General features: G+C 67.7%; 8 protein-coding genes. All 8 read right to left on the reverse strand.

Annotation, left to right across the window (positions count from 1 at the left end):
• Positions 1–105 precede the first annotated feature (105 nt).
• The 8 genes from rpoC to secE all read right to left on the reverse strand — a co-directional run bounded on the left by rpoC (position 106) and on the right by secE (position 12120).
• Entirely contained in the window at positions 106–4473 is a 4368-nt protein-coding gene (gene rpoC, locus ACLIRP_RS08005; RefSeq protein WP_412063444.1) for a DNA-directed RNA polymerase subunit beta', read from the reverse strand.
• 87 nt (positions 4474–4560) lie between these two features.
• The gene (rpoB, locus tag ACLIRP_RS08010; RefSeq protein WP_412063445.1) at positions 4561–8421 is read right to left on the reverse strand and encodes a DNA-directed RNA polymerase subunit beta; all 3861 of its coding nucleotides are present in this window, start codon (positions 8419–8421) and stop codon (positions 4561–4563) included.
• A gap of 310 nt (positions 8422–8731) precedes the next feature.
• Positions 8732–9109: a 50S ribosomal protein L7/L12 gene (gene rplL, locus ACLIRP_RS08015; protein WP_412063446.1), complete on the reverse strand. Its 378-nt coding sequence runs from the start codon at positions 9107–9109 to the stop codon at positions 8732–8734.
• A 109-nt stretch (positions 9110–9218) separates the two neighbouring features.
• Positions 9219–9752 (reverse strand): 50S ribosomal protein L10, encoded by a 534-nt coding sequence (rplJ, locus tag ACLIRP_RS08020; RefSeq protein WP_412063447.1) that lies wholly within the window; start codon positions 9750–9752, stop codon positions 9219–9221.
• Between the two features lie 41 nt (positions 9753–9793).
• Positions 9794–10516 (reverse strand): 50S ribosomal protein L1, encoded by a 723-nt coding sequence (gene rplA / locus ACLIRP_RS08025; RefSeq protein ID WP_412063448.1) that lies wholly within the window; start codon positions 10514–10516, stop codon positions 9794–9796.
• A 112-nt stretch (positions 10517–10628) separates the two neighbouring features.
• Positions 10629–11066, reverse strand: a complete 438-nt coding sequence (gene rplK / locus ACLIRP_RS08030; protein ID WP_412063449.1) for a 50S ribosomal protein L11 — start codon at positions 11064–11066, stop codon at positions 10629–10631.
• A gap of 283 nt (positions 11067–11349) precedes the next feature.
• Positions 11350–11895, reverse strand: coding sequence for a transcription termination/antitermination protein NusG (nusG, locus tag ACLIRP_RS08035; RefSeq protein WP_412063450.1), 546 nt, complete (start codon positions 11893–11895; stop codon positions 11350–11352).
• A 6-nt stretch (positions 11896–11901) separates the two neighbouring features.
• A complete protein-coding gene (secE, locus tag ACLIRP_RS08040; RefSeq protein WP_412063451.1) occupies positions 11902–12120 on the reverse strand; it encodes a preprotein translocase subunit SecE in 219 nt (72 codons plus the stop codon).
• Between the last annotated feature and the right edge of the window lie 9 nt (positions 12121–12129).

Raw genomic sequence — 12129 nt, forward strand, 5'->3', positions numbered from 1 at the left:
TCCCAAGCCGACCGCGCATATGTCATCGCACGTCCTACGATAAACACAAGACGCCCCGGCCGCGCGCGGCGGCCGGGGCGTCCGGTTCTCCGTGCCGACGGGCGACTAGCCCAGGCGGCGGTTGATCTCGGCCAGCGTCTCGTCGTCGGCGGCCGGGGCCGTCGGCGCACCGAGGAAGTCGCCGTCGCCGCCGGCCATCCCGCGGTCGAGCGCGTCCTGGGTCGCCTGGAGCGCTTCGAGCTCCTGGCGGCTGCCCACGACGATGTCCTGGTACTTCCGCAGGCCCGTCCCGGCCGGGACGAGGTGCCCGATGATGACGTTCTCCTTGAGCCCGAGCAGGCTGTCGGACTTGCCCGCGATCGCGGCCTCGGTGAGCACCTTGGTCGTCTCCTGGAAGGAGGCCGCCGAGATGAACGAGTCCGTCTTGAGGGCGGCCTGCGTGATCCCCAGCAGGACCGGCTCGGCGACGGCCAGCTCGGCCTCGCGGACCTCCATCTCCGGCTTGTCGTCGCGCTTGAGCTGCGAGTTGGCCTCGCGGAGCTGGCGGCGCGAGATCGACTGGCCGATCTGGAACCCGGACTCGCTGGCGTCGACCACGACGAAGCTGTCGTAGAGGGCGTCGTTCGTGGCCTCCAGCCGGAGCCGGTCGACCAGGTTGTCCTCCAGGAACGGCGTGTCGCCGGGGTCGGTGATCCGGACCTTCTGCATCATCTGGCGGACGACCACCTCGATGTGCTTGTCGTTGATGCCGACGCCCTGCAGGCGGTAGACCTCCTGGACCTCGTTGACGAGGTACTCCTGGACCGCCGTGGGCCCGAGGATGGCCAGGATGTCCTGGGGCGAGATCTGGCCGTCGGACAGCGCCTCGCCCGCACGGACAAAGTCGTTCTCGTGGACCAGCAGGTGCTTCGAGAGCGAGACGAGGTACGTCTTCTCGGTCGCCCCGTCGCGCGACGTCACGATCACCTCCTGCGAGCCGCGCTTGCGGCCGCCGAAGCTGACGACGCCGTCGATCTCCGTCACGACCGCCGGGTCGGACGGCTGGCGGGCCTCGAACAGCTCGATGACGCGCGGCAGACCACCGGTGATGTCTCGCGTGCCGGCCGACTGGCGCGGCAACTTCGCGAGCACGGCGCCCGCGTCGATCGTGTCGCCGGCGTTGACCTGGAGACGCGCCCGAACGGGCATCGTGTACTCCCGCCCGCCCTTGCCCTCGACGACGAGCGCCGGGGTGAGCGAGCGCTCGCGCGACTCGGTGATGACCTTCTCGCGGAAGCCGGTCTGCTCGTCCGACTCCTCGCGGTACGTCGTCCCTTCGATGACGTCCTGGAAGCGGATGGTGCCCGCCGTCTCGGCCACGATGACCGAGTTGTAGGGGTCCCACGTGGCGATCACGTCGCCCTTCTCGATCGTCGAGCCTTCCTTGACGGTCACGTCGGCGCCGTAGGGGATCGTGTAGGCGATCCGCTGCTTGCCGTCGGCGTCCAGGATGCGGACCTCGCCGGAGCGCCCGAGGGCGATCGTCTTGGCGTCCTTGCCCGTGCCGGACTTGACCGTCCGCAGGTTCTCGAAGGTCACCTTGCCGCCGAACTTCGACTCGATGGTCGACTCGGCCGCGATGCGGCTGGCGGTGCCACCGATGTGGAAGGTGCGCAACGTGAGCTGCGTGCCGGGCTCGCCGATGGACTGCGCCGCGATAACGCCCACGGCCTCGCCGCGCTGCACCATCCGGCCGTTCGCGAGGTCCTGGCCGTAGCACAGGGCGCACACGCCGCGCGTGGCCTCACATGCCAGCACCGAACGGATCTCGACGACCTCGAGGGCCGTGGCCGCGATCTGGTCGGCGATCTCATCCGTGATCCGGTCGTCCCGACGCACGATGATCTCCTCGGTCTCCGGGTCGCGCACGTCGTGGACCGACACGCGGCCGACGATGCGGTCGCGGAGCGACTCGACGATGTCCTCGTTGTCCTTGAGCGCCTCCATCCGGACGCCGCGGAGGGTGCCGCAGTCCTCGGACTGGATCGACACGTCCTGCGACACGTCGACGAGCCGGCGCGTCAGGTAGCCGGCGTCGGCCGTCTTGAGCGCCGTGTCGGCCAGGCCCTTGCGGGCACCGTGCGTCGAGATAAAGTACTCGGCGACCGACAGGCCCTCCTTGAAGTTGGACTTGATCGGGTTCTCGATAATCGCGCCGGCGGAGCCGGCCTGCGACTTCTGCGGCTTGGCCATGAGCCCGCGCATGCCGCCGAGCTGGCGGATCTGCTCGCGCGAGCCACGGGCGCCGGAGTCGGCCATCATGTAGATGGCGTTGAACCCGTCCTGGTCCTCCTTGAGCGCGTCGTAGAGGACCGTCGCGATGTCGTTGTTCGTCGACGTCCAGACGTCGATGACCTGGTTGTAGCGCTCGGCCTCGGTGATGAAGCCCATCTCGTAGTTCGAGCGGATGTCGTCGGCCCGGTCCTCGGCCTCCTTGAGGAGCGTGAACTTGGCCTCCGGCACCACGATGTCGGACAGCGAGAAGCTCAGGCCGCCCAGCATCGCCTGCCCGAAGCCGAGGTCCTTGACGTCGTCGAGGAATTTGGCCGTGAGCGGGAAGTTGGTGGCCTTGAAGACGCCCGAGATGATACCCCGGAGGTTCTTCTTGGTCAGGACCTGGTTGATGTACCCGACGCCCTGGGGCACGATGTCGTTGAACAGCGCGCGCCCGACGGCCGTGTCGACCATCTCGCCGGCCTTGGCGTCGCCCATGAACTCGTCCTCGCGCAAGCGGAGCTTGATGCGGGCGTGGAGCGCGACGGTGCCTTGGTCGTAGGCCTGGCGGACCTCCTGGGTCGAGCTGAAGATCATGCCCTCGCCCTTCTCCCCGGCGCGGTCCTTGGTCATGTAGTACATGCCCAGGACCATGTCCTGCGACGGGACCGCCACCGGGCCGCCGTGCGCGGGCGACATGATGTTGTGCGACGCGAGCATCAGGATGCTCGCCTCCAGGATCGCGTCGTGCGAGAGGGGCACGTGGACGGCCATCTGGTCGCCGTCGAAGTCGGCGTTGAAGGCCGTCGTGACGAGCGGGTGCAGCCGGATCGCCTTGCCCTCGATCAAGACCGGCTGGAACGCCTGGATGCCGAGCCGGTGCAGCGTCGGCGCGCGGTTGAGCATCACGGGATGCCCGTCGATCACCTTCTCCAGGATGTCGAACACGTCGGCCGTCCGGCGGTCGACCACCTTCTTGGCGCTCTTGACCGTCTTGACGATCCCGCGCTCGATGAGCTTGCGGATGATGAACGGCTTGAACAGCTCGACGGCCATCTGCTTGGGCAAGCCGCACTCGTGGAGCTTGAGCTCCGGGCCGACCACGATGACCGAGCGGCCCGAGTAGTCGACGCGCTTGCCGAGCAGGTTCTGGCGGAACCGGCCCTGCTTGCCCTTGAGCATGTCGCTCAGCGACTTCAGCGCGCGGTTCGAGTCTGAGCGGACGGCGTTCGCCTTGCGACTGTTGTCGAAGAGCGAGTCGACGGCCTCCTGGAGCATGCGCTTCTCGTTGCGCAGGATGACCTCCGGGGCCTTGATGTCGATGAGCCGCTTGAGCCGGTTGTTCCGGATGATGACGCGGCGGTACAGGTCGTTGAGGTCCGACGTCGCGAACCGGCCGCCCTCGAGGGGGACGAGCGGGCGGAGCTCCGGCGGGATCACCGGGACCACCTTCATGACCATCCACTCGGGCCGGTTCTCGATGCGCGAGTTGGCGCCGCGGAACGACTCGACGATGCCGAGCCGCTTGAGCGACTCGGCCTTGCGGGCCTGCGACGTCTCCGTCCGGGCCTGGAACCGGAGCTCGACGGCCAGCGAGTCGAGGTCGAGCCGCTTGAGGAGCTCCTCGACGGCCTCGCCGCCGATCATGGCGACGAACTTCTCGGGGTCGTCGTCGGCGAGGCGGTTGTTGTCCTCGCGGATCTGGTAGAGCACGTCGAAGTACTCGTTCTCCGTCAGCAGCGTGCCCTGCTCGATGCCGAGCGCGGTCGCGCCGCCGGGGTTCACGACGACGTACGCCTCGTAGTAGATGACGCGGTCGAGGTCCTTGGACTTCATGCCCAGGAGCGCGCCGATCTTGTTCGGCAGGCTCTTGAAGTACCAGATGTGGACAACGGGGACGGACAGCGTGATGTGCCCGAACCGCTCGCGGCGGACCGACTTCTGGGTCACCTCGACGCCACAGCGGTCGCAGATGATGCCCTTGTAGCGGATCCGCTTGTACTTGCCGCAGTGGCACTCCCAGTCCTTGACCGGGCCGAAGATCTTCTCGCAGAACAGCCCGTCCTTCTCGGGCTTGAACGAGCGGTAGTTGATCGTCTCGGGCTTCAAGACCTCACCGAACGACCGCTCCAGGATCGTCTCGGGCGAGCTCAGGCTGACCGTGATCGAGTTGTAAAACTTTTTGGGGGCCGGCTGGGCCGGCTGGATGCCGAATGCCATAATTGAGAGTAGAGGGATGAGAGGGATACTGGGATGGAGGGACGCGGGCGGAGGGCGTGCCTCCATCCCGCGTCCCGTATCCCTCTATCAGTCGATTCGGACTTCGAGGCCCAGGCCCTGCATCTCGCGGAGCAGGACGTTGAACGACTCGGGGACGTTCGGCTCGGGGATGTTGTCACCCTTGACGATGGCCTCGTAGGCCTTCGAACGGCCCTGGACGTCGTCGGACTTGACGGTCAGGATCTCACGCAGGACGTTCGAGGCGCCGTACGCGTAGAGCGCCCAGACCTCCATCTCGCCGAAGCGCTGGCCGCCGAACTGCGCCTTGCCACCCAGCGGCTGCTGGGTGATCAGGCTGTACGGGCCAATCGAGCGGGCGTGGATCTTGTCGTCGACCAGGTGCGACAGCTTGAGCATGTAGATCTGCCCGACCGTCGTCTTCTGGTCGAACGCCTCGCCGGTGTTGCCGTCGAAAAGCTGGATGCGGCCGTCCTCGGGGAGCCCGGCCTCGCGCATCTTGGCGGCGATGTCGTCCATCGACGCGCCGTCGAAGGCCGGCGTCGCGTAGGTCTCGCCCAGCTTCTCGCCAGCCCAGCCCAGCAACGTCTCGAAGATCTGCCCCAGGTTCATGCGGGACGGGACGCCCAGCGGGTTGAGGCAGATGTCGACGGGCGTGCCGTCCTCCAAGAACGGCATGTCCTCGACGGGGACCACCTTGGCGACGACGCCCTTGTTGCCGTGCCGGCCGGCCATCTTGTCGCCGACCTGCAGCTTGCGCTTCTTCGCGACGTAGACCTTCGCCAGCTGGACGATGCCCGGGGGCAGCTCGTCGCCCATCTGGATCCGGTACTCCTCCTGCTCGGCCGAGCCCGTCACCTCCTGGTGCCGGCGCTGGTAGTTGGCGAGCAGCTTCCAGGCCTGCCGGTTGGTGTCGTCGTCGTTGGTGAACGCCTGGCGGATCTTGAGGTCCGCCGGCTCGATCGCCTTGAGCGCGGTCTTCGAGAGCTTGGCGCCCTCCGAGACCACGACCGTGCCGTCGCGCAGCTCGATGGCCGCGCCGGCCTTCTTGGCGCCGATGAGCGCGAAGAACCGCTCGTAGAACGACTGCTGCAGGGCGTCGACCTCGCGCTCGAGCTGGCGCTTGATCTCCTCGAGCCGCTTCTCCTCCGCCTTCTTGGTGATGGCGTCGGTCTTGCGGCGCGAGAACAGCATCGTGTCGATCACGACGCCGTTCATGCCCGGCTTGGCCTTGAGGCTGGCGTCCTTGACGTCGCCGGCCTTGTCGCCGAAGATGGCGCGGAGCAGCTTCTCCTCGGGCGTCGGGTCGGTCTCGCCCTTGGGCGTGATCTTGCCGACGATGATGTCGCCGGGGTTGACCTCGGCGCCGACGCGGACGATGCCGCGCTCGTCGAGGTCCTTGGTGGCCTCCTCGGAGACGTTCGGGATCTCGCGCGTGAGCTCCTCCTCGCCGCGCTTGGTGTCGCGGACTTGGTGGTCGAACTCCTCGATGTGGACCGAGGTGAAGATGTCCTCCTTGACCACGCGCTCCGAGATGACGATGGCGTCCTCGAAGTTGTAGCCCTTCCACGGCATGAACGCGACGAGCACGTTCTTGCCGAGTGCGAGCTCGCCGCGCTCGGTCGAGGCGCCGTCCGCCAGCAGGTCGCCCTTCTTCACCTTCATGCCGGCGGCGACGCGCGGCTTCTGGGTGACGTTCGTGTCCTGGTTGGTCCGGCGGAACTTGATGAGCTTGTAGGTCCGGACGGGCTCCTCGAACGCGGCGTCCGCGTCCTCGGGCGTCTCGTCGTAGCGGACCGTGATCTTGGTCGCGTCGACGTACTCGACGGTCCCGGCGCCCTCGGCGACCAGGATCGCGCGGGAGTCGCGGGCGATGCGGCCTTCCAGGCCCGTGCCGACGTACGGCGCGGACGGCTGCAGGAGCGGCACGGCCTGACGCTGCATGTTCGAGCCCATCAACGCGCGGTTGGCGTCGTCGTGCTCCAAGAACGGGATCAGGCTCGCGGCGGGCGAGATGATCTGGTTCGGCGCCACGTCCATGTAGTCGATCTGGTCGGGCGACACGAGGGGCACGTCGCCGCCGATGCGGGCGCGGACCAGGTCGTTGGCGTACGTCCCGTCGTCGTTGAGCGGGGCGTTGGCCTGGGCGATCGTGTAGCGGTCCTCGTCCTCGGCGGACAGGTACTCGATCTTCTTGGTCACCTTGCCGTTCTTGACCTTCCGGTACGGCGTCTCGATGAACCCGAACTGGTTGACGACGCCGTGCGTGCACAGCGACGAGATGAGCCCGATGTTTGGGCCCTCCGGCGTCTCAATGGGGCAGAGACGGCCGTAGTGCGTGTAGTGGACGTCACGCACCTCGAAGCCGGCGCGCTCGCGCGTCAGGCCACCCGGCCCGAGCGCGGACATCCGACGCTTGTGCGTCAGCTCCGCGAGCGGGTTCGTCTGGTCCATGAACTGCGACAGCTGGTTCGTCCCGAAGAAGGTGTTGATCACCGACGAGACGGTCCGCGCGTTGACGAGGTCCTGGGGGGTGAATTTGTCCGCGTCGCGCAAGTTCATCCGCTCCTTGATGGTCCGCGCCATGCGCGCGAGCCCGAGCGAGAACTGGCTCTGGAGCTGCTCCCCGACGGTCCGCACGCGGCGGTTGCCGAGGTGGTCGATGTCGTCGACGTTCGACTTGCCGTTCTGGAGCTTGACCAGCTCGCGGATGATGGCGACGATGTCCTCCTTGGACAGCGTGACCGAATCGTTCTCGGCCGGCAAGCCGAGCCGCTTGTTCATCCGGTACCGGCCGACGTCCCCGAGGTCGTAGCGCTTGTCCGAGAAGAACAGGCGGTCGAGCAGGGCGCGGGCGGCGTCCACGTCGGGCGCCTCGGCGCTGCGGAGCGTCTCGTAGAGCTGGTTGAGGGCCTCGTCCTCGGAGTGCGTCGAGTCCTTCTTGAGCGTGTTGAGCAGCGTCGACATGTCGAGCGCCGTGTCGTCGTCCTCGTCGGCCTCGCGGCGGACGATGACGGACGGGACGTTGGCGTCCTTGAGCAAGCCGTAGTCGTCCTCGGTCAGCTCGTGCTCGGCGGGGAGCACGACCTCGCGCTCCGAGGTCTCCTGGAGCACCTCGCCCGTGTCCTCGTCGATCACCTCGTGCTTGACCTCGACGGTCACCGAGGAGGCCAGGACGCGGCCGACGAGCTTCTTGTAGTTCGTCTTGTTCGAGATCTTGACCTCGTCGGCCAGGTCGAACAGGTTGACGATCTCGGAGTCGGACGAGTACCCGAGCGCGCGGAGGAGCGCCGTCACCGGCAGCTTCTTCTTGCGGTCGATGTAGGCCCACATCACGTTCGCGACGTCGGTCGAGAACTCGATCCAGGACCCCCGGAAGGGGATCACGCGGGCGCTGTAGAGGTCCGTCCCGTTCGGGTGGACGCTCTGCGAGAAGAAGACGCCCGGCGAGCGGTGCAGCTGGCTGACGATGACGCGCTCGGCGCCATTGACGACGAACGTGCCCTTCTCGGTCATGACCGGGAGGTTGCCGAGGTAGACATCCTGCTGGATGGCCTCCTCGGGCTCGTCCTCATCCTCGTCCTCCTTGGCGCTCAGGCGCAGCTTGGCCTTGAGCGGGAGGGCGAACGTGAGCCCCTGCGCGAGGCACTCCTCGATGGAGTGCTTGGGCGCCTCCAACGTAAAGTGGAGGTACTCGAGCGTGTAGCGCTCTCTCGTGTCGGTGATCGGGAAGTGCTCCCGGAACGTGTTCTCGAGACCCTTTTTCGGGTTGCGCTCCTCCGGAACGAGCTCGGCCTGCAGAAAGTCGTGATACGACTTCAGCTGGATCTCGAGGAAGTCCGGGAAGTCGAGGACGGCGGCGATGTCGGCGAACGACTGGCGAGTGCTCTCTCCACTGGGCGCCGGTCGGGCGCTCTTGCTGTTGCTCAAGGCGTACCCCTGGGGTTTGGTGACCGCTGATGCGAGGGCCCGGCCGAGACCGCGAGCGAACTCGGGGCCTCCGGGCGGCGCCGGCCGACTCTCGTCGGCGGCGCGGGCATCCGTCGGCAGAGCCGACGGAGAAGGACGCGACCCGGAACGCGGGGTTCCGGTCGGTCCGTGTGCGCCGGGCGGGGCCCGGACACACCGACGGTGGCGTCGGAAAAACCGAGGCCACCGGATGGCGCGAACGCCCGCCCCCTCCGGCAGAGCCGGGGAAGGCGGGCGGACGCCGTCGCGCGGGCGCGGGCCCGCGCGTCCCTTACTTGAGCTCGACGGTGCCGCCGGCGGCCTCCAGCTTGCCCTTGATCTCCTCGGCCTCCTCCTTCGAGGCGCCCTCCTTGATCGCGGACGGAGCGTTGTCGACGAGCTCCTTGGCCTCCTTGAGGCCGAGGCCCGTGATGCCGCGGACCTCCTTGATGACGGCGATCTTGTTGCCGCCGATGCCCGTGAGCATCACGTCGAACTCGGACTGCTCCTCGGCGGCCGCGGCGCCGTCGCCACCGGCCGGGCCGGCCATGACGGCGGCGGCGGCGGCGGGCTCGATGCCGTACTCGTCCTTGAGGACCGTCAGGAGCTCGTTGGCCTCCTTGATGGTCAGGTTGACGAGGCTCTCGGCGATGGTGTTGATGTCTGCCATGTGTTTGGGGGGTTCCTGCGGCGGTCTGTGCCGGAGTGGCTGCGCCGCTGATTATGGATGAGGGTGCCCGGCCCGGCAGGATGCCGAGGCGGGCGGGTCAGCAGGAGGGCTAGGCCTCCTCCTCCTTCTCGGAGATCTGCTGGATGACGCTGGCCAGGCCAGCGCCCTGCGCGCCGAGGGCCGACGCGACGTTCGTGATCGGAGCCATGAGGAGGCTGAGGATGTCGCCCAGCAGCTCGTCCTTGCTCTTGAGCGTCGCCAGCATGTCGAGCTGGTCGTCGCCGTAGATGGCCCCGTCGATGTAGGCGCCCTTGAAGCGCGGGATCTCGAGGTCGTTGTCCTCGAGGAACTTCTTGAGGACCTTGGCCGGGCCGGCCGGGTCGTTCGAGAAGGCGACGGCCGTGGGGCCGTGGAGGGCGTCCTGGAGCTCGTCGAACCCGCCCTTGTCCTCCATCGCGCGGCGGAGGAGCGTGTTCTTGAGGACCTTGTACTGGACGTCGGCGGCGCGGAAGGCGCGGCGGAGGCCCGTCGCCTGCTCGACGGTCAGGCCCTGGTAGTCGGTGAGGTAGACGGTGTTGGCGTCGCCGAGGGTCTCGGCGATGGCCCCGAGTGCCTCCTGCTTTTGCTCTTTGGTAAGCGGCATGGTCTTGTCTGGCTGCGCGGCCCGGAAGGGCCACAGGAGGGTTATCGGGTGGCGACGGCGGCTTCGGCGCGGTCGACGGGGACGGCGGGGCCCATCGTCGTCGAGAGCGTGACGCTCTTGACGTAGACGCCCTTGGCGGCGGCCGGACGGAGCCGGACGATCTCCTTGAGGAAGGCATCGGCGTTGTCGCGGATCTGCTCCTGCGAGAACGAGACGTTGCCGATCGAGGTGTGGATGATGCCCGCCTTATCGACGCGGAAGTCGATCCGACCGGCCTTGACGGCCTCAACGGCCGCGGCGAGGTCGTTCGTCACCGTGCCCGACTTGGGGTTCGGCATCAGGCCGCGGGGGCCGAGCACGCGGCCGAGCCGGCCGACGACCGGCATCACATCGGGCGACGCGATGAGCACGTCGAAGTCGGTGAAGCCTTCGTTCTGGATCTTGTCGGCGTAGTCGTCGAGGCCGACCATGTCGGCGCCGGCGGCGGTCGCCTCCGCCTGCTTGCCCTCATTCGTGAGGACGAGGACGCGAACGGTCTTGCCGGTCCCGTGCGGGAGGGCGACCGAGCCGCGGACCATCTGGTCGGCGTGGCGGGGGTCGACGCCCAGACGGACGTCGATGTCGACGGACTCCTCGAACTTGGCGCCGCTCGTCGCCTTGACGAGTTGGGCGGCCGTGTCGAGCGGGAGCGCGCCGCCGGCTTCCTCGGTGGCCGCCGCGACGGCCTCAGCCGCCTTGCGGTAGCGCTTGCCTCTCTTTGCCATGGTGTTGGGGGGTGTGCGGTGCAATCGCCAGCGTCGCTGGCTCCCGCGGTGGTACAGGGATCGCGCTCGGGCCCGCGCCCCACAGGGGGGCGTCGTCCCGGGCAGGATCCGACTAGGCGATGGGGGCGCCGGTGACGGTGAGGCCCATCGAGCGCGCCGTGCCCGCGATCATGCGGGCGGCGTTGTCGAGGTCGGTCGCGTTGAGGTCCTCAAGCTTCTGCTCCGCGATGTCGCGGCACTGATCCCAGGTGACCTTGCCGACCTTCTCCCGGAGCGGGTCGCCCGCACCCTTCTGGATCTTGGCGGCGTTCTTCAGGAGGATCGCGGCCGGCGGGCTCTTCGTGATGAACGTGAAGCTCTTGTCGCCGTAGACGGTGATCACGACCGGGATCACGAGCCCCATCTTCTCCTGCGTGGCGGCGTTGAACGCCTTACAGAACTCCATGATGTTGACGCCCTTCTGGCCGAGCGCGGGGCCGATCGGGGGCGCCGGGGAGGCCTGGCCCGCCTTGATCTGCAGCTTGATAAAGCCGTCGACTTTCTTTGCCATAACTGGGGTGCGGTGCAAACGCCGGGGCTGCCGGCTCCCGCGCAAGTGAGGCCACGCCGGGGCGTAGCGGGATGCGGAAGGTAGCCGGCCCCCCGGCCGGAAAGAGCCCCGCGAACCGGCTTCGCCCGCGTTTCACCGCACCTCGGCGGGGTCTCCGCTCGCGGCTGGATCCGGCGGATTGCCGACTCTTCCGAGGCGGCGTGCCGCGTCGCTGGGTCTGGAAACAAAAAACGGGGCGACCGCCTGGCCGCCCCGCTCGGAGTCGCTGCCCTGAACGCGCGCCCTAGCTCTCGTGCTCGACCTGGAGGTAGTCCAGCTCGAGGGGCGTCTTGCGGCCGAAGATCGAGACCATCACGCGGACCTTCATCTTGTCGGGGTAGACCTCCTCGACGAAGCCGGTGAACGTGTTGAATGGGCCGTCGACGACCTTGACCGGGTCGCCCTCCTTGAACGGGATCTCGGGCTGCTCGCTCTTCTCCTCGTCCATCATCCCCAGGATGCGGCTGACCTCGTCCGGACGGAGCGGAACGGGCTCGCCGTTCGCGCCCAGGAAGCCGATCGTCGACGGGGCGCCGTTGATGACCTCGCGGAGGTAGGGGTCGATCAGCGCCTCGAGCAGGATGTAGCCGGGGAACGAGGTCTTCTCGCGCGTCCGCTTCTTGCCGGCGCGCATCTCGAAGACGGTCTCGGTCGGGATGACGACCTGGGTGAGCTTGTCCTCGTAGCCGAGGCGCTCGACCTCGCTCATGAGGTACTCCTCGACCTTCTTCTCGTGCCCGGAGAACGTCCGGAGGACGTACCACTTGCGAATCGGCGAACGAACAGACATGGTGGGCTACCCGCCGTAGATGAATCGGAGGACGGTGCTGATCACCTGGTCGGCTCCGAAGATGAACAGCGAGATCGCCAGCGAGGCGACGAGCGTCAGGACCGTGTTGGAGATGAGCTCCTGGCGCTTGGGCCAGTTCACCTTCCGCATCTCCTTGCGGACCTCGACGAGGTAGTTGCCGGCGGCGCCGCCGGGGGCCTGCTGCGTCTGAGTCTGAGTGGCCATCGTGTACCG

This window comes from Rubrivirga halophila (assembly GCF_046845755.1).
Classification (GTDB): domain Bacteria; phylum Bacteroidota; class Rhodothermia; order Rhodothermales; family Rubricoccaceae; genus Rubrivirga.